We start from the raw sequence: 24,022 nt of genomic DNA, 5'->3' as shown, positions 1-24,022 counted from the left end.
ACAACTCCTTAGCTATGCGCGCCGTGCAGGTGCTGTGGACGCGAAGGCGTAAACCCCGATTGATAGCGTGCGGCGCTTAAATCGTCAAACGGAATTGCCGGCGTGCGCCCGGAAATCAGGTCGCTCAGCAGCTGGCCCGATCCGCAGGCCATCGTCCAGCCGAGCGTGCCGTGTCCGGTATTGGTCCACAGGTTTTTGAACGGCGTGCGGCCTACGATCGGCGTGCCGTCCGGGGTCATCGGACGCAGGCCGGTCCAGAACGTCGCCTGCTCAACAAAACCGCCGCGCGGGAAGAGATCGCCCACGACCATCTCCAGCGTTTCACGACGCGGCTTCAGCAGCTCGGTGTTGAAGCCGACAATTTCCGCCATGCCGCCTACGCGAATGCGGTTGTCGAAGCGGGTAATGGCGATTTTGTAGGTTTCATCCAGAATGGTCGATACAGGTGCGCCACTCTCTTCTTTCACCGGAATGGTCAGCGAGTAGCCCTTCAGCGGATAAACCGGAATGTCGAGAATGCCTTTCAGCATGGCGGTGGAGTACGAACCAAACGCCATCACGTAGGCATCGGCTTTGATCACCTCGTCGCCGCACTTCACGCCGTAAATTTTTTCGCCTTCCGACAGCAGCTTGTCGACGGAGGTGTTAAAGCGGAACTTCACTCCCGCCTGCTCGCACATTTGCGCCAGACGTTGCGTAAAGAGCTGGCAGTCGCCGGTTTCGTCATTCGGCAGGCGCAGGCCGCCGGTCAGCTTGTGCGCCACTTCCGCCAGCGCCGGTTCAACCTGGCCAAGCTGGCTGGCTTCAAGGAGCTGGTACGGTACGCCCGCATCTTCCAGCACGGCGATATCGCGGGTGGCATTCTCGTACTGTTGCTCGGTGCGGAACAGCTGCAGCGTCCCGCCCTGACGGCCTTCGTACTCAATCCCCGTCGACGCGCGCAGCGCTTTCAGACAGTCGCGGCTGTATTCCGCCAGGCGCACCATGCGCCCTTTGTTCTCCATGTAGTGGCGGGTGTCGCAGTTGCGCAGCATCTGCCACATCCACTTCAGCTGGAACTGCGTGCCGTCAAGGCTGATGGCCAGCGGCGCATGGCGCTGGAACATCCATTTAATCGCTTTCAACGGAACGCCCGGCGCAGCCCACGGCGCCGCATACCCCGGAGAGATTTGCCCGGCGTTCGCCGCGCTGGTTTCAAGCGCGGGACCGGATTCACGATCGATAACGGTTACGTCATGTCCCGCCTGACTTAAATACCAGGCGCTGGTTACCCCAACGACACCACTTCCCAGTATGACAACACGCATAGCCACTCCATTATGTGCAAAAGAACAATCTTCTAATTACAGATTGATAACCTAGTTGAAAATATTATTCAACATACGACTTTTTTATGGTGACTTACCTCACACATCCCCCAGCATCAGGGGATAGTGCTAATTTGGGATCTCCTGCTGCGCGTTATTTTTAACCAGCATAATATGCTGAGGCATACCGTTTTTTTGCCGTATCAAAAACGCGAAATCGCAAAGAAAAAATTTCTGCCCCAGCACGCTTTTTAACACGTTGATCTATGCTTGAAAGGAGGCTCTCCAGACAGAGAGAGCACCCACAACGAGGGCGCGCTAATGGCTACTATTGATTCCCTGAACAAGGACAACACACGTCTGAGCGATGGACCCGACTGGACCTTCGAGCTGCTGGATGTTTACCTCGCCGAAATCGACCGGGTCGCAAAGCTGTATCGTCTGGATACCTATCCCCATCAGATTGAAGTCATTACGTCCGAACAGATGATGGACGCCTACTCCAGCGTCGGGATGCCGATTAACTATCCGCACTGGTCGTTTGGTAAAAAATTTATTGAAACGGAACGGCTGTATAAGCACGGCCAGCAGGGGCTGGCGTATGAGATTGTGATTAACTCCAATCCGTGTATTGCCTATTTAATGGAAGAGAACACCATTACCATGCAGGCGCTGGTGATGGCGCATGCCTGCTACGGGCATAACTCATTTTTCAAGAATAACTACCTGTTCCGCAGCTGGACGGACGCCAGCTCCATCGTCGATTACCTGATCTTCGCCCGCAAATACATTACCGACTGCGAAGAGCGCTACGGCGTGGACGAAGTGGAAAAACTGCTCGACTCCTGCCACGCGCTGATGAACTACGGCGTGGACCGCTATAAACGCCCGCAGAAAATCTCCCTGCAGGAGGAGAAAGCCCGACAGAAAAGCCGCGAAGAGTACCTGCAAAGCCAGGTGAACATGCTGTGGCGTACCCTGCCGAAGCGTGAGGAGGAAAAAACGATCGCCGAAGCACGTCGTTACCCGTCCGAGCCGCAGGAAAACCTGCTCTATTTTATGGAGAAGAACGCCCCGCTGCTGGAGCCGTGGCAGCGTGAGATCCTGCGCATCGTGCGCAAGGTGAGCCAGTATTTTTACCCGCAAAAGCAGACGCAGGTCATGAACGAAGGCTGGGCGACCTTCTGGCACTACACCATTCTTAACCATCTGTACGACGAGGGAAAAGTGACCGAGCGGTTCATGATGGAATTCCTCCACAGCCATACCAACGTGGTGTTCCAGCCGCCCTACAACAGCCCGTGGTACAGCGGGATTAACCCGTATGCGCTTGGCTTCGCCATGTTCCAGGATATTAAGCGCATCTGCCAGTCGCCGACGGAAGAAGACAAGTACTGGTTCCCGGATATCGCCGGTTCTGACTGGCTGGAAACGCTGCACTTTGCGATGCGCGACTTTAAGGACGAGAGCTTCATCAGCCAGTTTATGTCGCCGAAGATCATGCGTGATTTCCGCTTCTTCACCGTGCTGGACGACGACCGCAACAACTATCTGGAGATCTCCGCAATCCACAACGAAGAGGGGTACCGTGAGATCCGCTCTCGCCTCTCTTCCCAGTACAACCTGAGCAACCTTGAGCCGAATATTCAGGTGTGGAACGTCGATTTGCGCGGCGACCGCTCCCTGACGCTGCGCTATATCCCGCACAATCGCGCGCCGCTGGATAAAGGGCGTAAAGAGGTGCTGAAGCACGTGCATCGCCTGTGGGGTTTTGACGTGCAGCTGGAGCAGCAGAATGAAGACGGGAGCGTCGAGCTGCTGGAACGTTGCCCGGCGCGGTTGAATACGCTGTAGCGCCACCGGGCGAAAAAAAACCTCTCGTATGAGAGGTTTTTCTTTTAGCGGGTCTGAATCGCTAAATCACCCGGCAGCGTTTTCTGCATACGGTGCCAGATTTCACCGGAATCGTGACCGTAGCGGCGCACCGTCTCATAAACCTGATCGTGCAGGCCTTCGGTACAGAGCTTGCTCAGCTTATGGTAGAAGCCCAGCGCCAGGCTACGCGCTTCCGGATTGGCAAAGTAGTGGCGGCCAATGCGGGTATAAAGCCCTTTCATACCGTTGAGGATCAGGCCATACACCGGGTTGCCGGAGGCAAACGCCAGGCCGCGAAACACGTTGTAATCGAGGGTGGCAAAAGCATCGGCGTGATCTTCCACCTCGTTCGCTGTGGCAAGCACCGCAAGGGCGTCTTCCGGATGCTGACGGAAAGCGGTACGAATAAAGATCGTCGCGATGTTGGTGCGAACGGAGAGCAGATTATCAATGAGCTGCGGCACGCTTTCATGGTCGAGACGCGCCAGCGTTTCAAGAATGTTCAGCCCGGACGTTTCCCAAAAGTTGTTCACTTTCGTAGGCTTACCGTGCTGGATCGTCAACCAGCCATCGCGCGCCAGCCGCTGAAGCACTTCACGCAGCGTGGTGCGAGTGACGCCAATCAGTTCAGAGAGTTCGCGTTCAGCCGGAAGAATGGACCCCGCAGGGAAACGATTATTCCAGATGCTTTCAATGATGTACTCTTCCGCGAAACCCGCCGGGCTCTGCGCCTTAATGACCATAGTGAGATTTCCATTACACAGCTTTAGCAAATTGGACTCATCATACCAGAGGCACGCAGTAGCAGGTAGCGCGGCAAAGAGAGAAAAGAGGGATCGCCGTTTCATTTTTGTGAAATTTACAATGCAGCCTTATCCGCCTCCAGGCCGTGATTTTTGCGTATACTGATGTTTTGTCTTACTTGACGGGAAGGACGTCTGTTGTGGAAATTTCTTTTGGGCGCGCGCTATGGCGCAATTTTTTAGGCCAGTCTCCTGACTGGTATAAACTGATACTGTTGGTTTTCCTGGTCGTTAATCCCATCATTTTTAGCGTGAATCCCTTTATCGCCGGCTGGCTGCTGGTGGCGGAGTTTATCTTCACCCTGGCCATGGCGCTGAAATGTTATCCCCTGCTGCCGGGTGGATTGCTGGCGTTTGAAGCCGTCGTCATCGGTATGACCAGCGCCGAGCATGTCAAAGCAGAGCTGGCGTCTAATCTCGAAGTGCTTCTGCTGCTGATCTTTATGGTGGCGGGTATCTACTTTATGAAACAGCTGCTGCTGTTCATCTTCACGCGCCTGCTGCTCAGCATTCCGTCGAAAATGTTCCTCTCGCTGGCGTTTTGCCTTGCCGCCGCCTTCCTGTCAGCCTTCCTGGATGCGCTGACGGTCGTCGCGGTAGTGATCAGCGTCGCGGTTGGGTTTTACGGTATTTATCACCGCGTGGCCTCCTCTCGCCCAAATGAGGACCTGCAGGATGACAGCCACGTCGAGGCGCATAACCGTGACGTGCTGGAACAGTTCCGCGCGTTTCTGCGCAGCCTGATGATGCATGCCGGCGTGGGTACCGCCCTGGGCGGCGTGATGACCATGGTGGGCGAGCCGCAAAACCTGATCATTGCCAAAGCGGCGGGCTGGCACTTCGGTGATTTTTTCCTGAGAATGGCCCCGGTGAGCGTACCGGTGCTGATCTGCGGGCTGGCGACCTGTCTGCTGGTGGAAAAATTTCGCCTCTTTGGCTATGGGGCCCAACTCCCGGAGCCGGTACGTCAGGAACTGCATAAATTCGATCTGCAGAGCCGACGCCAGCGGACCCGCCAGGAGACGCTGCGCCTGATTGCTCAGGGGATCATCGGCGTCTGGCTTATCGCCGCGCTGGCGTTTCATCTTGCCGAAGTGGGGCTGATAGGCCTGTCAGTCATTATTCTCGCCACCACCTTTACTGGCGTGACGGACGAACATGCCATCGGTAAAGCGTTTACCGAAGCCCTGCCGTTTACCGCCCTGCTGGCGGTGTTCTTTGCGGTCGTGGCGGTGATTATCGACCAGCATCTCTTCGCGCCGATTATTGCCTTTGTATTACAGGCATCACCGGATGCTCAGCTGTCGCTGTTTTACCTGTTTAACGGCCTGCTCTCGTCAATCTCAGATAACGTCTTTGTCGGGACGGTCTACATCAACGAGGCCAAAGCCGCTATGGAGCAAGGCGTTATCAGCGCCGGACAGTTTGAGCTACTGGCCGTGGCGATCAATACCGGCACCAACCTTCCGTCGGTGGCGACGCCAAACGGCCAGGCCGCCTTCCTGTTCCTGCTGACCTCCGCTCTCGCGCCGCTCATACGTCTTTCTTATGGCCGGATGGTGTGGATGGCGCTGCCCTACACGCTGGTGCTCACGATCGTGGGATTGCTTTGCGTCAAAATTACCCTCATTCCCTGTACGCAATGGCTGGTACAAGCGGGTATACTTGCGGCGCAGTAAACTATGCATCTCGGGCAGTTCGCTGCCCGTTTGCCTTTTCGCACGATAAACATCCAATTACGTTTTATTTCGCCAGGTACAGGTGGCGCGATAAACGAATTCGTTTACACTGCGCTTTCTAAGCATGTTCCAGGGAAATGATTATGTTGAGATTTTTAAACCAGTGCTCCCGCGGTCGCGGAGCGTGGTTGTTAATGGCCCTGACCGCCTTTGCGCTGGAAATGGTCGCGCTGTGGTTCCAGCACGTAATGGGACTGAAACCTTGCGTGCTTTGTATTTACGAACGCTGCGCGCTGTTCGGCATTATGGGGGCGGGCCTGGTGGGCGCGATTGCGCCGAAGTCGCCGCTTCGCTATGCCGCTATCGCGATCTGGCTGTACAGCGCCTGGAAAGGGATTGAACTCTCCTGGCAGCACACCATGATGCAGCTGCATCCGTCGCCGTTTATGACCTGCGATTTTGCCGCCCGCTTCCCGAGCTGGCTGCCGCTGGATAAATGGCTGCCGCAGGTGTTTGTCGCATCCGGTGACTGCTCCGTTCGTCAGTGGGAATTCCTGACGCTGGAGATGCCGCAGTGGCTGGTAGGCATTTTTGCCGCCTACTTCATCGTGGCGCTGCTGGTGCTGATCGCTCAGCCGTTCAAACCGAAGAAACGCGACCTCTTTGGGCGCTAAGTTGCCCGGCGGCACTTCGCTTGCGCGGGCCTACGGTTTTGTAGGTCGGGTAAGCGCAGCGCCACCCGACACAACCGCGCATAATAAAAAACCCGCTTCGGCGGGTTTTTTAATCTCAACGGGTCGGGTGATTCATGATGTGATCTTCCCAGTCCCGCACCTCGGACTCTTTCACCGCAATGTGGCGCACAGAGATACGCTCGCCGTGCATCGCCGCTTTTGAACCGGTTAACAACGGATGCCAGTCAGGCAGACCTTTCCCTTCCGCCAGCAGGCGATACGCGCAGGTATGCGGCAGCCATTCAAACGTCGGCAGATTATCCCGGGTTAACTTTATGCAGTCCGGCTCAAATTCAAACCGGCGCTCATAGTTGCGGCACTGGCAGGTTTTAATGTTTAGCTGCTTGCAGGCAACGTTGGTGAAGTAGATTTCATCCGTATCTTCATCCATCAGCTTGTGCAGGCAGCACTGCCCGCAGCCGTCGCACAATGATTCCCATTCCGCGTCAGTCATGTCGTCGAGAGTTTTGCTTTGCCAGAAAGGGATGTCGTTCATCAGGATGTCCACACGTCAAAAGAAAGCGCACCTTATAACGAGTCTGGCACGTTGTTGCAAGTTTTGCCGCCCTCTTCAGGCGGCAAGATGGGATTACAGCACGCGGGTTTTCAGCGACAGACCGTTAAAACCGACCTCCAGCTCGTCACCGCTCACGAGCGGGCCAACGCCTTCCGGCGTGCCGGTCAGGATCACATCACCCGGTTTCAGGGTAAAGAAGCGGCTCATGTAGGCGATCAGGGGCACAATCTTATGGATCATGTCTGCCGTGGTGCCCTGCTGGCGGATCTCGCCGTTAACCTTCAGGCTGAGCGGCGTGTCCTGCGGATCGCCGGTAAATTCGCTCACCGGCACAAACGCCGAAATCGGGCAGGAATTATCAAACCCTTTGGCTTTTTCCCACGGCTGCCCTGCTTTCTTCATTTTGCCTTGAACGTCACGCAGGGTCAGATCCAGCGCCACGCCGTATCCGGCAATCGCTTTTTTAACATGTTCTTCTGAGGCCTGGCGCAGCGTCGCGCCGATCAGCACGGCAAGTTCAACTTCGTGATGCACCGAACCCAGCCCCTGGGGCAGCGCCAGCGGCTGGCGGATATCGCAAAGCGCCGTTTCAGGCTTAATAAACAGGACCGGCTCTTCTGGCGTCGCGCTGCCCATCTCCTGAATATGTTTTGCGTAGTTGCTGCCCACGCAAACCACTTTGCTGACGGGATAATCCAGTAATGCACCTTGCCAGTTATGATGTTGATACATGGTCGACCCCTAAACGGTTGATGTGTTGTGCCCAAAAACAGTTGAGACTATTTTTTACCGTTCGCCTCAAGATGCTGTTTTAATAAATTCTCGGGTGGCGGTGGAAGCTGTAAATAATAGCCTTGCTCGGATAAGGCCGTTTTCACTTTATCCAGATCGGCGTTAATCAGTTTCTTACGACCATCGAGCGGCAGCAGCATCGCCAGCTGTGGTCGGCCAAAGTTCTTCATTAATTCTTCAGGCACGCGTGAAAAATCGTCTTTCTTTTCGACATAAAGATAGGTCTGGTCACGGCTTGTACTTCTGTAGATCACACAAAACATGTTTTTACTCTGAATTAATGGGTGGTTGCTTGCCTCAATATACTCCTGACTATAACATGCCTGATACTCTTCGGAATATCGCAGCGAGTGGTTGCGGTTAATAGCAAATTGAGTAAGGCCAGGATGTCAAACACGCCCATCGAGCTTAAAGGCAGTAGCTTCACCTTATCAGTGGTACATTTGCATGATGCAAAACCCGAGGTTATTCGTCAGGCGTTAGAAGACAAAATCGCCCAGGCTCCCGCCTTTCTGAAGCACGCCCCTGTTGTTATCAACGTCAGCGGTCTTGAGGCTCCGGTTAACTGGAAACTTCTCCAGCAGGCCGTCTCCTCGACCGGACTGCGTATCGTGGGCATCAGCGGCTGCAAAGATACTGAGCTGAAAGCGGAAATTGAGCGTGCGGGGCTGCCTCTTCTGAATGAGGGCAAAGAAAAAGCCTCGCGTGCGGCACCCGTTGCCGTGCAAACGCCCCCTCCTGCGGTGCAAAACGTTACTACCGTCACAAAAACGCGAATGATTGATGTGCCGGTTCGTTCCGGTCAACGCATTTATGCACCAAACTGTGATCTGATTGTTACAAGCCACGTCAGTGCTGGCGCTGAGCTGATTGCAGATGGCAATATTCACGTATACGGTATGATGCGTGGACGTGCGCTCGCCGGTGCAAGTGGCGATCGAGATGCGCAAATATTTTGTACTCACCTGACGGCGGAACTGGTGTCCATCGCAGGTGAATATTGGCTGAGCGACAAGATCCCAGCCGAATTTTATGGCAAAGCGGCTCGCCTGCTTCTGGCAGACGACGCGTTGACCGTTCAACCGTTGAATTGATCCCTTTTTAACAAGGAATTTCTATGGCACGCATTATTGTTGTTACTTCGGGTAAAGGAGGCGTTGGCAAGACCACCTCCAGCGCGGCCATCGCTACTGGTTTGGCCCAGAAGGGAAAGAAAACCATCGTTATCGACTTCGATATCGGTCTGCGTAACCTCGACCTCATCATGGGATGTGAGCGTCGCGTCGTGTATGACTTCGTGAACGTCATTCAGGGCGATGCCACGCTTAACCAGGCGATGATCAAAGACAAGCGCACCGAGAACCTCTACATTCTCCCGGCTTCTCAGACGCGTGACAAAGACGCCCTGACCCGTGAAGGCGTGGAAAAGGTGCTCGACGATCTGAAAAAAATGGATTTCGACTTCATTGTCTGCGACTCCCCTGCCGGCATCGAAACCGGTGCCCTGATGGCGCTCTACTTCGCGGATGAAGCGATCATCACCACCAACCCTGAAGTTTCATCCGTGCGTGACTCAGACCGCATTCTGGGCATCCTCGCCTCAAAATCCCGTCGTGCGGAAAATGGCGAAGACCCGATTAAAGAACACCTGCTGCTCACCCGCTACAATCCGGGCCGCGTGAACAAAGGTGACATGCTGAGCATGGAAGACGTGCTGGAGATCCTGCGCATTAAGCTGGTGGGCGTTATCCCGGAAGATCAGTCCGTGTTACGCGCCTCTAACCAGGGCGAGCCAGTGATCCTTGATACAATGGCAGATGCAGGTAAAGCTTACGCCGATACCGTTGACCGTCTGCTGGGAGAAGAACGTCCTTTCCGCTTCATTGAAGAAGAGAAGAAAGGTTTCCTCAAACGCCTGTTCGGAGGATAAGTTATGGCATTACTGGACTTTTTTCTCTCGCGGAAAAAGAACACCGCCAACATCGCAAAAGAACGTCTGCAAATTATCGTTGCGGAGCGTCGCCGTAGCGACGCCGAGCCTCACTACCTGCCGCAGCTGCGCAAGGACATCCTGGAAGTGATCTGTAAGTATGTGCAGATTGACCCGGAGATGGTCACGGTGCAGCTGGAACAAAAAGACGGGGATATTTCGATTCTGGAGCTGAACGTTACGCTCCCGGAAGCGGAAGAGTCGCGTCCGTAGGTTTGTGTTTTCGTCGCCCCGGTAAGCGCAGCGCCACCGGGGAAATATGCCGGGTATATCGCCCGGCATATTTTTTATCGCGGATAACCTTCCAGCAGCGTATTCAGGCGATCGGCCATCAATTCCCCGCGCCAGCCTGCCATCATCTCCGGCACGCCATTCTGCGGCTTCAGCTTCCAGTGCCAGTTCAGCAGCTGGTTAATCTGACGACGTGAGGCGAGCAGTTCCGCACTCAGCTTGCTTTCCGTTGCAACTGCCTGCACCAGCGCTTTGATATCCTTAAACGCTTTGCGATAGCCCGGCATGTCCATCAGGTTCAGCAGCGGTTCCGGTAGCGCATCTTCCGGCAGCTCCTGCGCTTTGGCGACCAGCGCCAGCAGGGTTTTACCGTGGAAGCGGATCTCGCTGCCCGAAAGGCCAATACTGTCCAGCTCGCCCAGGCTACCCGGCATATAGCGCGCGACTGCCCAGAGATGCTCTTCGCGAACCACAAAGTTAACGGCCAGATCGCGCTCGCGCGCTTTACGCAAGCGCCAGTCTGCCAGCAGCTGCAGGCATGCCAGCTGACGCGTACGCAGCTGCCAGGCGTTGCTGATATCGCGCCAGGCCTCTTTCGGGTCAACCACTTCCTGACGACGCTGCTGGGTCATACGGCATTCGTCCAGCGCAGCAGCGAGCCAGCCGGAGGCTTCCGCCTCTTTCATCAGCTGCCCGGCGATCGGCAGCAGGTAAAACACATCTGCCGCCGCGTATTCCAGCTGACGCTCGGTAAGCGGGCGCGCCAGCCAGTCGGTACGGGATTCGCTTTTATCCAGCGTCAGGCCCGTATACTCCTCCACCATGGCAGCAAAGCCCCATGAGAGCGGACGATTGCTGAATGCCGCGAGGATCTGCGTGTCAATCAGCGGCTGGGGCATGATGCCAAAGGTGTTCAGAAAGACTTCCAGATCTTCACTGCCTGCGTGCAGGTATTTCGTCACGGCGGTATCGAGCAGCAGGTCACGCATCGGCGTCCAGTCGGTAATGCCGAGAGGGTCAATCAGCGACACGTGTTTACCGTCGTACATCTGAATCAAACCCAGCTGCGGATAATAGGTCCGGGTACGGACAAACTCGGTATCCAGGGCAATGGCAGGAAAGTCGCGCGTCACTTCGCACAGCGAAGCCAGCTCGTCGTTGGTCGTGATCATCTGGTAATTCAAAACGGGTTCTCTTTTGTTTGCGCCCATAAAAAACGCCGGCGTAACCGGCGTCTGGGCGATTAGCGTGAAGCTCAGGCCTTATTGTCTACTTTGCCACGGGCTTCGTCACGTAATTCTCGTCGTAATATCTTTCCGACGTTGGATTTCGGCAGCTCGTCGCGGAATTCAACCAGCTTCGGCACCTTGTAGCCCGTTAGCTGACGACGGCAAAACGTTACCAGCGCTTCCTCGGTGAGTGAAGGATCTTTCTTGACCACAAATATCTTCACCGCTTCACCGCTGCTGCCGGAAGGGACGCCGACCGCCGCCACTTCGAGTACGCCGCTGTGCTGCATGACCACGTCTTCGATCTCATTCGGATAGACGTTGAAGCCGGAGACCAGGATCATGTCTTTCTTGCGATCGACGATGCGCAGGAAGCCCTCGTCATCCATTACCGCAATATCACCGGTGTGCAGCCAGCCGTCTTTGATGATTTCGTCGGTCGCATCGGGACGCTGCCAGTAACCCAGCATCACCTGCGGACCTCTGACGCAAAGCTCACCCGGCTCGCCCGGCGCGACTTCGTTATCGTTATCATCGACCAGTTTGGCCTCTGTCGAAGGAACCGGCAGACCAATGCTTCCACTGTGATAGTCGATATCGTGTGGGTTCACGCTGACCAGCGGAGCACATTCCGTCAGCCCATAGCCTTCCAGCAAATACTGGCCGGTGAGCTTCACCCAGCGCTCGGCGACCGCCTGCTGAACCGGCATGCCGCCGCCCGCAGAGAGATGCAGCGTGGAGAAATCCAGCTGCTGGAACTCTTTGTTATTAAGCAGCGCGTTAAACAGGGTATTAACCCCGGTCATGGCGGTGAACGGATATTTCGCCAGCTCTTTCACCAGGCCCGGGATATCGCGCGGGTTGGTGATGAGGATGTTCTGACCACCCAGTTCAATAAACAGCAGGCAGTTCATGGTCAGCGCAAAGATGTGATACAGCGGAAGCGCGGTGATCACCACCTCTTTGCCCGGATGCAGCAGCGGCCCGTAGGTGGCGTTCACCTGTTCAAGGTTTGCCAGCATATTGCGGTGAGTAAGCATGGCCCCTTTGGCGACGCCGGTGGTCCCGCCCGTGTATTGCAGAAACGCAAGATCTTCCGCCACCACTTCGGGTTTCACATACTGCATACGGTAGCCCGCATGCAGCGCGCGGCGGAAGGAGATGGCGTCCGGCAGGTGGTATTTTGGCACCAGGCGCTTGACGTATTTCACGACAAAGTTAACCAGCGTGCCTTTGGCGGTGGAGAGCTGATCTCCCATGCGCGTCAGGATGACGTGTTTAACCTGGGTTTTGTCGACCACTTTTTCCAGCGTATGGGCGAAGTTGGACACAATGACAATCGCGGCCGCGCCGCTGTCGTTCAGCTGATGCTCCAGCTCACGCGGGGTGTACAGGGGGTTGACGTTGACGACAATCATCCCGGCTCGCAGGATACCGAACAGCGCCACCGGGTATTGCAGCAGGTTCGGCATCATCAGCGCGACGCGGTCCCCTTTTTGCAGCCCCAGCCCTTCCTGCAGATACGCCGCAAACGCGCGGCTACGCTCCTCAAGCTTACGGAACGTCATGACCTCGCCCATATTCACGAATGCGGGCTGGTCCGCGTAGCGCCTTACCGAGTGCTCAAATAATTCCACCAGGGATTGATAACGGTCAGGATTGATCTCAGCAGGAACATCTGCGGGATAACGGTTAAGCCAAACCTTCTTCAATGCATCACCTCTGAAATGAGTGTTCGTCGTCATCACAACCCCGATAATAAACAGTTTGTTAACATTATATTAACTCAGCGTACCAGTTTATTAATTGTTCACATTTAAGGTTGCGAAGCGCGTCACTCTTTTTTTTCGTTTTATCCGTAAAAAAACAGAGACAGCGGCTGAGCCGCTGTCTCTTTTCTAACAATAACAGTAAGTTACTCAGTAACGATCGTCTGAACCTGTGCAGGGCCCGGGTTATACCAGCCCCAGCCCGGGTAGCCGTAACGATAAGGATGTGGACCCCACATCCACGGATCCATCGGCTGAGGCGGCATGATCACCTGCTGTGCCAGCCGCCAGCGTTTATACCCGTTGACCTGCATGGTCATAAATTTATACGGCGTGCTGCCGATTTTGCCCTGCACGGCGCCGGTAATCGGCCCGACGACGGTCACCAGCTGCCCGCGAAAATCGACCGGATCGAGGAAACCGCTGACGTCCGCATAGATACGCCCGCGGGAGGCCTCACCCAGTACCGGCCGCGCGCCGCTGTCCAGCGGAACGGTCGCGATCTCCAGACGGGTTTTCCCCTGCTGGTTTTGTACGTCGATGACCTTACCGCCAAAGCGCGCTTCCTGGCCGACGTAAAGCTCAGGCGCATTCATCACTCGCACCAGATCCTGCTGTGGCGTCGGGCTGCTGCCCTTAATCGCATCAGGAACGGAAACGCATCCGCTCAGTGCTATGGCAACCGCGCCTGCCATAATAAGGCGTACTACTTTAGTCTGAACCGCCATGATGCGACTCCTTTTTCTCAGTTCCTGTTACTGAGATTCACTCGCGGCCCGGAAGTTTCTTCCACGCGACGGTGTTTCGCAAATAAACCGGCTCCGCGTGTTCAACGGCAACGGTTTTTCCTGCTGCGAGCAGCTGGCAGGCAATCGGAAGCATATCTTCCGCAGCCGGCAGCAGCATGTTGCCGTCCACCAGCGTCACCCCGGTGTCGTTTGCCATGTCAGGCCACGCCTGCCAGCCGGTGCCGACGGTTGCCCACTCACCGGAGAGCTGCTGCAGTCGTTCAGTGACCGCTTCCGGCTTGAGCACGGCTTCCGTCTCTTCGCCGTGCCACACGCCCTGCTCGTCGCGGGTGTATTCGGCCCAGTAAACTTCGCCCATGCGTGCATCAATCGCGGCCAGCACGCGCGTTGCCCCGGTCATGCGCCATGCGCCCTGCGCCATCGTGGCGAGGGTAGAGACGCCGATCATCGGCAGTTCGGCGCCCAGCGCCAGCCCCTGCGCAATGCCGATCCCGATACGTACGCCCGTAAAGCTGCCGGGGCCGCGGCCAAAGGCCAGCGCATCGAGGTCGGTTAAGGAGGTGTTGCCCTGGGTTAAAATGGCTTTTACCAGGGGCAGAATGCGTTGGGTGTGTTCCCGTGGGCACTCTTCGAAATGAGCAGAAACAGCACCGTCGTTCAACAAAGCGACAGAGCAAGCCTCTGTCGCGGTATCAATAGCCAGAATTCGCATCAGTCGTCGCGCTCTCGCAAGGGTCAGTCACAAAATGGCGCGCATCTTAGCACACTCCGGGGTAAATTACTCCGCCGTTGGATTTGCCAGGAAACGCACCGCGCGTTTTATGTCCCGCGTCCGCGGCGCGGGCGGCAGGCTTGCAAGGAAGGTCGCCCCGTAAGGGCGCATCACCAGCCGGTTATCGCAAATGACCAGCACTCCGCGATCGGTGACGTCGCGGATTAATCGCCCTACCCCCTGCTTGAGGGTTATCACCGCGTCCGGGAGCTGTACCTCGTCAAACGGATCGCCCCCGCGCAGACGGCAGTCTTCCATGCGCGCCTTCAGCAGCGGATCGTCCGGAGAGGTAAACGGCAGCTTATCAATGATCACCAGCGAGAGCGTATCCCCCCGCACATCGACCCCTTCCCAGAAGCTGCTGGTTGCTACCAGCAGGGCATTGCCGGCGCTGACAAACTGCTGTAACAGCTGGCCTTTGCTGGTTTCTCCCTGCAGCAGCACCGGTAGCGTCATGGTGGCGCGGAACTGCTCGGCGAGATCGCGCATCATGGCGTGAGAGGTGCAGAGCATAAAGCAGCGGCCGTTATTGGCCTCTATCATCGGTTTTAACATCGCGGCCAGATGACGCGCCGCACCCGGCTGGTTCGGCAGCGGCAGATTACGGGGAACGCAGAGCAGCGCCTGTTTTTCGTAATCGAACGGGCTCGGCAGGAGCAGCGATTCTGCATCCTCAATGCCGAGACGTTCCGTGAAGTGATGCAGATCGTCATTCACCGACAGGGTTGCCGAGGTGAAGATCCAGCTTCCCGGTTTTTGCGCCATCACCTCTTTAAATTTATCCGCCACCGTCAACGGCGTGAGCGCCAGCGTGAAGTGCCGCGAAGTGCACTCATACCAGTAGCTGAACCCCGGCTGGTTAATCTCTTTCAGCCGTTTGAGCCGCCCGCGATACAGCGTGGCGCGTTCGAAGGCCGCGTCCAGCAGCGCGGAACGGCCGAGGGACAGTTTTGCCACGTCGTAGCAGAGTTCGAGGGCATCATCGAGCAGCAGCAGCGCGCGCTGGATGTTTTTGTCCGCCAGAAGCTCGCGCAGGTTACCGCGATAGCCCGGCTCGCCGAGCTGTAAGCGGAAATCCTGCGCGCTTTGCGCCAGACGGTCGGCGCACTTCTGCAGCTGCTGGGTATCTTTGAGTTCAGTCCGGTAAGCGATGGTGAAATCTTTCGCCAGGTCCTGCAGCTGGCGGCTGGAAAGCGACTGGCCGAAGTACTGGCTGGCAATGTCCGGAAGCTGATGGGCTTCGTCGAAGATCATCACGTCCGCCTCCGGGATCAGCTCGCCGAAACCGCTGTCCTTGACAACCATATCCGCGAGGAACAGATGGTGGTTCACCACCACCACATCCGCGTCCATCGCCGTTTTGCGCGCTTTCACCACAAAGCAGTCTTTATAAAGCGGACAGTCGCTGCCGAGGCAGTTGTCGTTGGTGCTGGTCACCAGCGGCCAGGCAGGCGAGTCTTCCGGCACGCTCGCGCAGGTGCTGATATCACCCTCTTCGGTCTGGTTCGCCCAGGCGCGAAGGATAATAACGTCGCTGAGGGTTTGCACCGGCAGGTCGCCGCCCGCCAGCGCCTGCTGCTCAAGACGTTCCAGGCAGAGATAGTTAGAGCGCCCCTTCAGCAGGGCCAGACGCCCCTTATATTTCAGCGCTTTCGCCACCGTGGGCAAATCGCGGCTGTAGAGCTGATCCTGCAGCGCCTTCGAACCGGTGGAAATAATCACCTTCTTCTTAGCGCGCAGCGCCGGAGCAAGGTAAGCATACGTTTTACCCGTGCCGGTTCCGGCTTCGACCACCAGCGGCTGAGCCTTATCGATGGCGCGTGCAACGGCGTGCGCCATCTGGCGCTGAGGCTCACGGGGCTTGAAGCCGGGAATAGCCTGCGCTAATTGACCTTCAGGGGAAAAATCGTCTGCCACGGTGCTCTCTCACTGTATTTTTGCACAGGGATTATGTCAGCCCATCCTCTCCTGTGCCACCCCAAATAGTGACGACAGGAGAACAATATGGCAGTCTTGCCGCCTGACGACGAAAAATAACGAGGAAACGTTTATGACAATTGTGCGCATTGATGCCGAAGCCCGCTGGTCTGATGTGGTGATCCATAATCAGACGCTCTACTACACCGGCGTACCGGCTAACCTGGACGCGGATGCGTTCGAGCAGACGGCTAACACCCTGGCGCAGATTGATGCGGTGCTGGAAAAACAGGGCAGCGACAAATCCCGCATTCTGGATGCAACGATTTTCCTGGCAAACAAAGAGGATTTCGCGGCGATGAACAAAGCCTGGGATGCATGGGTAGTGGCGGGTCACGCGCCTGTACGCTGTACCGTACAGGCCACGCTGATGAAGCCGGAATATAAGGTAGAGATTAAGATTATCGCGGCGGTGTAGGCCCGATTACTCTTCTGGATCTTCATCTTCATCTTCGAAACGCGCCACGATCCGCTCGCCGGAATGACTGGCGCGAATCTCCTCTGCGACAACGGTAATCGCCTGTCCGCTACTCATCCCCTGGGACATCAGTTCCTGAATTCGCTCAACCGCTTTCTGCTGCTGTTCATGGCTCAGAGAAGGTAAACCTGCAAACATCGTCAACTCCTGCTAAATTATTCGCGCTAATTATTTCACGCTGCCCGGTAGTATGCCACACATGAACATGCGCTTCCCCACTGTTATTACCTTGCCCTGGCGTGCAGACGTCGCTGAATTCTGGTTTGCCCGCCTGAGCCATCTTCCGTTTGCGATGCTGCTGCATTCCGGCCATGCGGACCATCCCTATAGCCGCTTCGACATTCTGGTGGCCGATCCGCTAAAGACGCTGACAACCGATGACCTGTCGTTAACGGACGATCCCCTGAAGCAACTGCAGCAGGCCATTAACGCGCTGGGCTTATCTGCCGCGCCGAACCCGGATCTCCCTTTTCAGGGGGGCGCGCTGGGCCTGTTTGGTTACGATCTGGGTCGCCGTTTCGAAACGCTGCCGGAGCATGCGCAGGCTGATATTTCCATGCCAGACATGGCCGTGGGGCTGTATGACTGGGCGTTAATAGTCGATCACCAGAAAAAAACGGTTTCCCTGTTGAGCCATCATGACGTGCAGGCGCGTCTGGCGTGGCTTGAGGCGCAACAGCCTGCACCGGCACAGACGTTTACGTTGACCTCAGGCTGGCGCTCAAATATGAGCGCAGCGGAGTACGCCGAAAAATTTGCGCGCGTTCAGGCGTATCTGCAAAGCGGTGACTGCTATCAGGTTAACCTCGCCCAGCGCTTCCAGGCGACGTACCGGGGAGATGAGTGGCAGGCGTTTACCCGTCTCAACGCCAGCAATAAGGCGCCGTTCAGCGCGTTTGTGCGTCTGGCACAGGGGGCCATCCTCAGCCTGTCACCCGAGCGCTTTATTCATCTGGCCGAGGGCACGATTCAAACCCGTCCGATTAAAGGCACTCTGCCGCGTCTTGCCGATCCCGACGCCGATCGCCAGCAGGCGGAAAAACTCGCCGCCTCTCCGAAAGACCGCGCCGAGAACCTGATGATTGTCGATCTGATGCGTAACGACATTGGCCGCGTCGCCGAACCGGGCAGCGTGCGCGTGCCGGAACTGTTTGTCGTCGAGCCTTTCCCGGCGGTGCATCATCTGGTCAGTACCATTACCGCGCGTCTACCCGCCTCTCGCACCGCCTGCGATCTGCTCCGCGCCGCGTTCCCGGGCGGCTCCATCACCGGCGCGCCAAAGGTGCGGGCGATGGAGATCATTGATGAGCTGGAGCCCCACCGCCGCAACGCCTGGTGCGGCAGCATTGGCTATATCAGTCTGTGCGGCACCATGGATACCAGCATTACCATTCGCACGCTGACGGCCTGCGACGGAAATCTTTACTGTTCGGCCGGGGGCGGCATTGTTGCCGACAGTCAGGTCGATGCGGAATATCAGGAAACCTTTGATAAAGTTAACCGTATCCTGAAACAACTGGAGTAATCACGGGTGGAAAAAGAGAACCTGACGCTGGACGATTTTTTATCTCGCTTTCAGCTATTACGACCGCAGGTCAACCGCGAAGCGCTGAACCAGCGTCAGGCGGCCGTGCTGATCCCGGTCGTGCGTCGCGCGCAGCCGGGCCTGCTGCTCACCCAGCGTTCTCCCCATTTACGTAAGCACGCGGGTCAGGTCGCCTTTCCGGGTGGCGCGGTTGACAGCTCCGACGCCTCGCTGATTGCCGCCGCGCTGCGGGAAGCGCAGGAAGAGGTTGCCATTCCGCCGGAGGCTGTGGAGGTCATCGGCGTGCTGCCGCCCGTCGACAGCGTCACCGGTTTTCAGGTCACGCCGGTGGTGGGCATTATCCCGCCTGGCCTGCAGTATCACGCCAGCGTCGATGAAGTTTCAGCGGTGTTTGAAATGCCGCTCGAAGAGGCGCTTCGGCTAAGCCGTTATCATCCGCTGGATATCCATCGTCGCGGGCATGACCATCGGGTCTGGTTGTCCTGGTATCAGCATTATTTTGTCTGGGGCATGACGGCGGGCATCATTCGTGAGCTGGCGCTGCAAATCGGCCTGAAACCTTGACTATACTTTACATTCCACCCTTTTTCGCAGGTTTGCGATCCGCGTCGCGCTATTAGCAAAACCCATCGTTAACCATTAGTTTAATTCATGTGAATAGTTAAGCCGAGGTCGGTGTTCCCTCTTACACTATGCGCAGTTATAACATCGTTACTGGAACCCCGGTAACCCTGTCAGGAGTGTGAAAGTGATTAGTATATTCGACATGTTCAAAGTGGGAATTGGCCCTTCGTCTTCCCATACTGTTGGCCCGATGAAGGCCGGTAAACAGTTCGTCGATGATCTGGTCGAAAAAGGATTACTGGAAAGCGTTACCCGTGTCGCCGTGGATGTTTACGGCTCGCTGTCATTAACGGGTAAAGGCCACCACACCGATATCGCCATTATTATGGGTCTGGCAGGCAATATGCCGGATACCGTAGATATTGATGCCATCCCGGCATTCATCCGCGACGTGGAAACACGCGGCCGCCTGCTGCTGGCAAACGGTCAGCAGGAAGTCGATTTCCCGCAGGATGACGGCATGCGTTTTCGCAGCGACAACCTGCCGCTGCACGAAAACGGCATGACCATTCACGCTTACAGCGGTGAAAAAGAGATTTACAGCAAAACGTACTACTCCATCGGCGGTGGCTTCATCGTGGATGAAGAGCATTTTGGCAAAGACAGCGTCGGCGACGTCAGCGTACCGTACCCGTTCAAATCGGCTACCGAGATGCTGGGCTACTGCAAAGAGACCGGTCTTTCACTGTCCGGCATGGTGATGCAGAACGAACTGGCCCTGCACAGCAAAAAAGAGATTGAAGACTATTTTGCGAACGTCTGGCAAACCATGCGCGCCTGTATCGACCGCGGGATGAACACCGAAGGCGTTCTGCCGGGCCCACTGCGCGTACCGCGTCGTGCCTCTGCCCTGCGCCGTATGCTGGTGACCACGGACAAGTTCTCCAACGACCCGATGAACGTGGTTGACTGGGTAAACATGTTTGCCCTGGCGGTTAACGAAGAGAACGCCGCCGGTGGCCGCGTCGTGACGGCGCCAACCAACGGTGCGTGCGGTATCGTTCCGGCAGTACTGGCATACTACGAGCACTTTATTGAGCCCGTGACGCCGGACATCTATATCCGCTATTTCCTGGCGGCAGGTGCCATTGGTGCGCTGTACAAAATGAACGCCTCCATCTCCGGTGCGGAAGTGGGCTGTCAGGGTGAAGTGGGCGTTGCCTGCTCCATGGCGGCGGCCGGTCTGGCAGAGCTGCTGGGCGCAAGCCCTGAGCAGGTCTGCGTGGCGGCGGAAATCGGTATGGAACATAACCTCGGTCTGACCTGTGACCCGGTCGCGGGCCAGGTTCAGGTGCCGTGCATCGAGCGTAACGCGATTGCCTCGGTGAAAGCCATCAACGCCTCACGGATGGCGATGCGCCGTACCAGCGAACCTCGCGTATCGCTGGATAAGGTGATTGAAACCATGTACGAAACCGGCAAGGACATGAACGCGAAATACCGCGAGACGTCCCGCGGTGGCCTGGCCATTAAGGTGCAGTGCGACTAATACTGCCTTTCGCCCATCTGCAACGGATGGGCGAATTTCCCTCTTCTTTCTCGTCTCCTTCTGCTTTCCCCACTACACTTTTACTGTTGCGTCCGGCTTTTGTGGCTGGTGGCTTATCAGGCGACCGTTCATGCAAACTGCACAAACGATCATTAAAAACTATCGCCGAAAACGCGCTATCGTCTGTGTGACGGTTGCGCTCCTCACGCTCATCCTGACGTTAGGCATTCGCTTTATTTCACAGCGCAATGTTAACCAACAGCGGATCCTCGATTTTACAAGCCACACCGTTCGCGCCCTTGATAACGTCCTGCTTTCTTTAGAGAACCGCCGCAGCGTGCTGCAGCCCCTGGTGGGGCAGCCCTGCCCGCAGGCGCACCTGGCGCTGCGAAAGCAGGCCGCCATTTTGCAGACGGTACGCTCCATCGCCCTGATTAACGACGGTGTCCTGTATTGCTCAAGTATTTTCGGGAGCCGCAATGTGCCCGTTCGCGACTTCCTGAAAGAATTACCCGCCAGCACGGCGAAGCTGATTTTATCGAGCGATCAGTGGCTGCTTAAGGGTAGCCCGATATTGATCCAGTGGTATCCCGTCTCTCAGGACGGTGAAGCTGGCGTTATCGAGATCATCAATATCGATCTGATCGCCAAAATGATCCTGGAGCCCCAGCGCCCGCTCATCAATGACGTGGCGCTGACCGTGGGCGATCGCTTTCTGCGCTATGGACAACGCGTCAGCGACAGCCTGACCTTCGACGAGGAGGGCTCTCTTTTCCAGCAATCTTCAGCCCGAAATCCTTTCACCATTACAGTTAGCGGGCCAGGCCCTGGAGAATTAGCCTTAAAAAGCCTGCCAGCCCAGCTGCCTCTCGGGCTCATGCTCAGCCTGCTGCTGGGTTATCTCGCCTGGCTGGCAACGGCAAACCGGATGAGCTTTACGTGGGAGATCGATATGGGGATTGCGGGGCGGGAATTTGAGCTTTTCTGTCAGCCGCTGGTGAATGCCCGTACCCAGGCCTGCACCGGCGTGGAGATCCTGTTGCGCTGGAATAACCCCCGTCAGGGTTGGATCTCCCCGGAGGTGTTTATCCCTCTGGCAGAAGAACATAACCTGATTGTCCCCCTGACCCGCTACGTCATCGCCGAAACGGTGCGCCAGATAGGCTACTTCCCCGCCAGCGCTGGTTTTCACATCGGTATTAACGTCGCCGCCAGCCATTTTCGTCACGCGGCGTTGATACAGGACCTGAACCATCTCTGGTTCAGCGCCCGTCCGCGCCAGCAGCTGGTGATTGAACTTACGGAACGGGATGCGCTGCTGGATGCGGATTATCGCATCGTTCGCGAACTGCATCGCAAAGGGGTGAAGCTGGCCATCGACGATTTTGGTACCGGGAACAGCTCCCTCTCCTGGCTTGAAAAGCTTCACCCGGACGTGCTGAAAATCGACCAGTCGTTTACCACCGCCATCGGCACCGACGCCGTGAACTCGACGGTGACGGATATGATTATTGCGCTGGGACAGCGGCTGAATATTGAACTGGTGGCTGAAGGGGTCGAGACGGAGGAGCAGGCGCGCTATTTGCGCCGCCATGGCGTGCCTGTCCTGCAGGGGTTTTTCTATGCGCGGCCCATGCCGCTACGGGATTTTCCGAAGTGGCTGGCGGGAAGTTCGTCCCCGCCAGCGCATCATAATGGGCACATCGTGCCCTTAATGCCGCTGCGCTAAGCCGGCTTACTCATCTTCGTCGTGGGCTGATTGTTCTTTAACAATGCGAACCATATCAACGCGATAGTCGTTTGCTTCAACGATCGTAATGTGCAGCGGTGCCAGCTCGATAACATCTCCGACGCGCGGGATTTGCCCGTTAACCGCGATAACCAGACCGGCAACGGTCGCGATGTCTTCTTCATCGTTGATGACGTTTTCCAGGCCCAGCGTGTGCGAGAGCGCGTGCAGGTCGGTGGTACCTTTAACCAGCCAGCCTTCACCGTCGGCAACGATCTCTGGCGTTTCGTCTTCATCCGGGAATTCACCGGCAATCGCTTCCAGCACGTCCAGCGGCGTGACCAGCCCCTGCACCACGCCAAACTCGTTGGTGACGATAACAAAGCTACCGCGAGCGCGGCGCAGCACCCCGAGCAGGTTGATAGGATCCAGCGTTTCCGGCACGACAATCGCAGGCGACGCGGCGGCAACGGCTTCCACGTTGACGCCCTCTTCCAGGGCCACCAGCATCTCTTTTGCCCGCACCACGCCGATGATCTCATCCAGCTCTCCGCGACACACCGGGAACAGGCTGTGCGGAGAAGAGAGCAGCTGCTGGCGAATTTCATCGACGCTCAGGTTTGCATCAACCCAGCTGATTTCCCCACGCGGCGTCATGATGCCGCGCAGCGAACGGGAGGCCAGGGAGAGCACGCCGTTAATCATGTAGCGCTCTTGTTCCACAAACGCCCCTTCAGGGACCGGAACCGGGTTATGGTTTTCGGAATCAGACTGGACGTTCACCTGACGATGACCGCCCATCAGGCGCAGTATCGCGTCTGCGGTACGGGCGCGCAGCGGCTGATTCGACTGCTGCTTAATAAAGTTACGGCGCGCAATCTGGTTGAACAGCTCGATCAGAATCGAGAAGCCAATTGCGGCGTACAGGTAGCCTTTCGGAATATGGAAGCCAAAACCTTCCGCCACCAAGCTCAGACCAATCATCAGCAGGAAGCTCAGACACAGAACGACTACCGTTGGATGCTGGTTGACGAAGCGCGTCAGCGGCTTCGAGGCCAGCAGCATGACCGCCATCGCAATAACGACAGCCGCCATCATTACCGGCAGATGATTCACCATGCCGACCGCCGTGATCACCGCATCCAGCGAGAAGACCGCATCAAGCACCACGATCTGCAGCACCACCACCCAGAAGCTGGCATAGCCTTTGCCGTGTCCATCATCGTGCTGACGGTTTTCCAGCCGCTCGTGTAGCTCCGTCGTCGCTTTGAAAAGCAGGAATATCCCCCCAATCAGCATGATTAAATCACGCCCGGAGAAGGTGTAGTCCATGACAGAGAACAGCGGTTTAGTCAACGTGACCATCCAGGAGATGACGGAGAGCAGCCCCAGTCGCATAACCAGCGCCAGCGAGAGACCAATCAGACGCGCTTTATCACGCTGTTTTGGCGGCAGTTTGTCCGCAAGGATGGCGATAAACACCAGGTTATCAATGCCGAGAACAATCTCCAGCACCACCAGCGTGAGCAATCCCACCCAGATTGACGGGTCCATTAAGAATTCCATGACAAGCTCCTGCTAAAGGAATGACGAAACGGTGCCCCACTCAACGTGGGCAAAACTGAGGCAAACAGAGTCGATACGTGGCGAGGATCGCCGGTGAATAAGGCGCGAAATGGCCTGGCAGATGACTGACGTCGGTGACGGTCCATATAGTGGGCTGTAACCCTAT

24 protein-coding genes are annotated in these 24,022 nt (G+C 56.6%); 11 read left to right on the top strand and 13 right to left on the bottom strand.

The window, feature by feature from the left end; all coding sequences use genetic code 11:
• Positions 1-8: 8 nt before the first annotated feature.
• Positions 9-1,307 (bottom strand): D-amino acid dehydrogenase, encoded by a 1,299-nt coding sequence (locus tag WM95_RS12650; protein ID WP_023312179.1) that lies wholly within the window; start codon positions 1,305-1,307, stop codon positions 9-11.
• 321 nt (positions 1,308-1,628) lie between these two features.
• Between WM95_RS12650 and WM95_RS12645 the strand changes: the two genes are divergently transcribed.
• Positions 1,629-3,161, top strand: a complete 1,533-nt coding sequence (locus WM95_RS12645; RefSeq protein WP_023293929.1) for a SpoVR family protein — start codon at positions 1,629-1,631, stop codon at positions 3,159-3,161.
• A gap of 44 nt (positions 3,162-3,205) precedes the next feature.
• Here WM95_RS12645 and fadR read toward each other — a convergent pair whose 3' ends face one another.
• On the bottom strand, positions 3,206-3,925 hold the full coding sequence (gene fadR / locus WM95_RS12640; RefSeq protein WP_023312180.1) for a fatty acid metabolism transcriptional regulator FadR: 720 nt from the start codon (positions 3,923-3,925) through the stop codon (positions 3,206-3,208).
• A 200-nt stretch (positions 3,926-4,125) separates the two neighbouring features.
• Here fadR and nhaB point away from each other — a divergent pair, with 200 nt between their 5' ends.
• Together nhaB and dsbB are read left to right on the top strand one after the other, a co-directional pair.
• A complete protein-coding gene (nhaB, locus tag WM95_RS12635) occupies positions 4,126-5,664 on the top strand; it encodes a Na(+)/H(+) antiporter NhaB (protein ID WP_063408592.1) in 1,539 nt (512 codons plus the stop codon).
• A gap of 143 nt (positions 5,665-5,807) precedes the next feature.
• Positions 5,808-6,338, top strand: coding sequence for a disulfide bond formation protein DsbB (dsbB, locus tag WM95_RS12630; protein WP_063408593.1), 531 nt, complete (start codon positions 5,808-5,810; stop codon positions 6,336-6,338).
• A gap of 115 nt (positions 6,339-6,453) precedes the next feature.
• On the opposite strand, the gene WM95_RS12625 is transcribed toward dsbB, so the two are convergent.
• From WM95_RS12625 to WM95_RS12615, 3 genes are all read right to left on the bottom strand, one after another.
• The gene (locus tag WM95_RS12625; protein ID WP_024909872.1) at positions 6,454-6,894 is read right to left on the bottom strand and encodes a YcgN family cysteine cluster protein; all 441 of its coding nucleotides are present in this window, start codon (positions 6,892-6,894) and stop codon (positions 6,454-6,456) included.
• A 93-nt stretch (positions 6,895-6,987) separates the two neighbouring features.
• Positions 6,988-7,647 (bottom strand): fumarylacetoacetate hydrolase family protein, encoded by a 660-nt coding sequence (locus WM95_RS12620; RefSeq protein ID WP_063408594.1) that lies wholly within the window; start codon positions 7,645-7,647, stop codon positions 6,988-6,990.
• Positions 7,648-7,694: 47 nt separating this feature from the next.
• Positions 7,695-7,970, bottom strand: coding sequence for a YcgL domain-containing protein (locus WM95_RS12615; RefSeq protein ID WP_023312185.1), 276 nt, complete (start codon positions 7,968-7,970; stop codon positions 7,695-7,697).
• 123 nt (positions 7,971-8,093) lie between these two features.
• Between WM95_RS12615 and minC the strand changes: the two genes are divergently transcribed.
• The 3 genes from minC to minE are packed head-to-tail and all read left to right on the top strand — an operon-like array spanning position 8,094 to position 9,910.
• On the top strand, positions 8,094-8,801 hold the full coding sequence (minC, locus tag WM95_RS12610) for a septum site-determining protein MinC (RefSeq protein ID WP_023312186.1): 708 nt from the start codon (positions 8,094-8,096) through the stop codon (positions 8,799-8,801).
• A 23-nt stretch (positions 8,802-8,824) separates the two neighbouring features.
• Complete coding sequence (gene minD / locus WM95_RS12605; RefSeq protein ID WP_023312187.1) at positions 8,825-9,637, top strand: septum site-determining protein MinD; 813 nt, start codon at positions 8,825-8,827, stop codon at positions 9,635-9,637.
• Positions 9,638-9,640: 3 nt separating this feature from the next.
• Entirely contained in the window at positions 9,641-9,910 is a 270-nt protein-coding gene (gene minE / locus WM95_RS12600; protein ID WP_008500504.1) for a cell division topological specificity factor MinE, read from the top strand.
• Between the two features lie 74 nt (positions 9,911-9,984).
• Here the strand turns inward: minE and rnd are convergent, their stop codons facing one another.
• The 5 genes from rnd to WM95_RS12575 all read right to left on the bottom strand — a co-directional run bounded on the left by rnd (position 9,985) and on the right by WM95_RS12575 (position 16,364).
• Positions 9,985-11,112, bottom strand: a complete 1,128-nt coding sequence (rnd, locus tag WM95_RS12595; RefSeq protein WP_088545039.1) for a ribonuclease D — start codon at positions 11,110-11,112, stop codon at positions 9,985-9,987.
• Between the two features lie 71 nt (positions 11,113-11,183).
• Complete coding sequence (gene fadD, locus WM95_RS12590; RefSeq protein WP_023312189.1) at positions 11,184-12,869, bottom strand: long-chain-fatty-acid--CoA ligase FadD; 1,686 nt, start codon at positions 12,867-12,869, stop codon at positions 11,184-11,186.
• A 203-nt stretch (positions 12,870-13,072) separates the two neighbouring features.
• Positions 13,073-13,654 carry a Slp family lipoprotein gene (locus WM95_RS12585; RefSeq protein ID WP_032658483.1) on the bottom strand — a complete coding sequence of 194 codons (582 nt, stop codon included), beginning with the start codon at positions 13,652-13,654 and terminating at the stop codon, positions 13,073-13,075.
• A gap of 37 nt (positions 13,655-13,691) precedes the next feature.
• The gene (gene tsaB / locus WM95_RS12580; protein WP_045404354.1) at positions 13,692-14,387 is read right to left on the bottom strand and encodes a tRNA (adenosine(37)-N6)-threonylcarbamoyltransferase complex dimerization subunit type 1 TsaB; all 696 of its coding nucleotides are present in this window, start codon (positions 14,385-14,387) and stop codon (positions 13,692-13,694) included.
• Between the two features lie 66 nt (positions 14,388-14,453).
• Entirely contained in the window at positions 14,454-16,364 is a 1,911-nt protein-coding gene (locus WM95_RS12575) for an ATP-dependent DNA helicase (RefSeq protein ID WP_039263631.1), read from the bottom strand.
• Between the two features lie 133 nt (positions 16,365-16,497).
• On the opposite strand from WM95_RS12575, the gene WM95_RS12570 reads away from it, so the two are divergent.
• Entirely contained in the window at positions 16,498-16,842 is a 345-nt protein-coding gene (locus WM95_RS12570) for a RidA family protein (RefSeq protein ID WP_023312193.1), read from the top strand.
• A 6-nt stretch (positions 16,843-16,848) separates the two neighbouring features.
• Here the strand turns inward: WM95_RS12570 and WM95_RS12565 are convergent, their stop codons facing one another.
• Positions 16,849-17,040 carry a YoaH family protein gene (locus WM95_RS12565; RefSeq protein ID WP_033145823.1) on the bottom strand — a complete coding sequence of 64 codons (192 nt, stop codon included), beginning with the start codon at positions 17,038-17,040 and terminating at the stop codon, positions 16,849-16,851.
• Positions 17,041-17,101: 61 nt separating this feature from the next.
• Here WM95_RS12565 and pabB point away from each other — a divergent pair, with 61 nt between their 5' ends.
• The 4 genes from pabB to WM95_RS12545 all read left to right on the top strand — a co-directional run bounded on the left by pabB (position 17,102) and on the right by WM95_RS12545 (position 22,290).
• Positions 17,102-18,427, top strand: a complete 1,326-nt coding sequence (pabB, locus tag WM95_RS12560) for an aminodeoxychorismate synthase component 1 (protein WP_063408596.1) — start codon at positions 17,102-17,104, stop codon at positions 18,425-18,427.
• A 6-nt stretch (positions 18,428-18,433) separates the two neighbouring features.
• The gene (locus tag WM95_RS12555; protein WP_023312196.1) at positions 18,434-19,012 is read left to right on the top strand and encodes a CoA pyrophosphatase; all 579 of its coding nucleotides are present in this window, start codon (positions 18,434-18,436) and stop codon (positions 19,010-19,012) included.
• 184 nt (positions 19,013-19,196) lie between these two features.
• Positions 19,197-20,561, top strand: coding sequence for an L-serine ammonia-lyase (gene sdaA / locus WM95_RS12550; RefSeq protein WP_063408597.1), 1,365 nt, complete (start codon positions 19,197-19,199; stop codon positions 20,559-20,561).
• A 130-nt stretch (positions 20,562-20,691) separates the two neighbouring features.
• Positions 20,692-22,290: an EAL domain-containing protein gene (locus tag WM95_RS12545; RefSeq protein ID WP_063408598.1), complete on the top strand. Its 1,599-nt coding sequence runs from the start codon at positions 20,692-20,694 to the stop codon at positions 22,288-22,290.
• 6 nt (positions 22,291-22,296) lie between these two features.
• Here the strand turns inward: WM95_RS12545 and yoaE are convergent, their stop codons facing one another.
• Both yoaE and WM95_RS27855 read right to left on the bottom strand, forming a co-directional pair.
• Complete coding sequence (yoaE, locus tag WM95_RS12540) at positions 22,297-23,856, bottom strand: CNNM family cation transport protein YoaE (protein WP_063408599.1); 1,560 nt, start codon at positions 23,854-23,856, stop codon at positions 22,297-22,299.
• Positions 23,844-24,002, bottom strand: a complete 159-nt coding sequence (locus WM95_RS27855) for a protein YoaL (protein ID WP_371874322.1) — start codon at positions 24,000-24,002, stop codon at positions 23,844-23,846. Before WM95_RS27855 ends, yoaE begins: the two co-directional genes overlap by 13 nt.
• Positions 24,003-24,022 lie beyond the last annotated feature (20 nt).

The organism is Enterobacter cloacae complex sp. ECNIH7, from assembly GCF_002208095.1.
In the GTDB taxonomy this organism is placed as follows: Bacteria; Pseudomonadota; Gammaproteobacteria; order Enterobacterales; family Enterobacteriaceae; genus Enterobacter; species Enterobacter cloacae_M.
This window is presented reverse-complemented; position numbering and strand designations above follow the sequence as displayed.

Coding starts and splice junctions, on each gene's coding strand:
- minD (WP_023312187.1), top strand. CDS start 8,825: ATGGCACGCATTATTGTTGTTACTTCGGGTAAAGGAGGCGTTGGCAAG.
- minE (WP_008500504.1), top strand. CDS start 9,641: ATGGCATTACTGGACTTTTTTCTCTCGCGGAAAAAGAACACCGCCAAC.
- WM95_RS12615 (WP_023312185.1), bottom strand. CDS start 7,970: ATGTTTTGTGTGATCTACAGAAGTACAAGCCGTGACCAGACCTATCTT.
- pabB (WP_063408596.1), top strand. CDS start 17,102: ATGAACATGCGCTTCCCCACTGTTATTACCTTGCCCTGGCGTGCAGAC.
- yoaE (WP_063408599.1), bottom strand. CDS start 23,856: ATGGAATTCTTAATGGACCCGTCAATCTGGGTGGGATTGCTCACGCTG.
- WM95_RS12565 (WP_033145823.1), bottom strand. CDS start 17,040: ATGTTTGCAGGTTTACCTTCTCTGAGCCATGAACAGCAGCAGAAAGCG.
- dsbB (WP_063408593.1), top strand. CDS start 5,808: ATGTTGAGATTTTTAAACCAGTGCTCCCGCGGTCGCGGAGCGTGGTTG.
- minC (WP_023312186.1), top strand. CDS start 8,094: ATGTCAAACACGCCCATCGAGCTTAAAGGCAGTAGCTTCACCTTATCA.
- WM95_RS12585 (WP_032658483.1), bottom strand. CDS start 13,654: ATGGCGGTTCAGACTAAAGTAGTACGCCTTATTATGGCAGGCGCGGTT.
- WM95_RS12620 (WP_063408594.1), bottom strand. CDS start 7,647: ATGTATCAACATCATAACTGGCAAGGTGCATTACTGGATTATCCCGTC.
- WM95_RS27855 (WP_371874322.1), bottom strand. CDS start 24,002: ATGGACCGTCACCGACGTCAGTCATCTGCCAGGCCATTTCGCGCCTTA.
- fadR (WP_023312180.1), bottom strand. CDS start 3,925: ATGGTCATTAAGGCGCAGAGCCCGGCGGGTTTCGCGGAAGAGTACATC.
- WM95_RS12650 (WP_023312179.1), bottom strand. CDS start 1,307: ATGCGTGTTGTCATACTGGGAAGTGGTGTCGTTGGGGTAACCAGCGCC.
- tsaB (WP_045404354.1), bottom strand. CDS start 14,387: ATGCGAATTCTGGCTATTGATACCGCGACAGAGGCTTGCTCTGTCGCT.
- WM95_RS12545 (WP_063408598.1), top strand. CDS start 20,692: ATGCAAACTGCACAAACGATCATTAAAAACTATCGCCGAAAACGCGCT.
- WM95_RS12570 (WP_023312193.1), top strand. CDS start 16,498: ATGACAATTGTGCGCATTGATGCCGAAGCCCGCTGGTCTGATGTGGTG.
- WM95_RS12625 (WP_024909872.1), bottom strand. CDS start 6,894: ATGAACGACATCCCTTTCTGGCAAAGCAAAACTCTCGACGACATGACT.
- WM95_RS12645 (WP_023293929.1), top strand. CDS start 1,629: ATGGCTACTATTGATTCCCTGAACAAGGACAACACACGTCTGAGCGAT.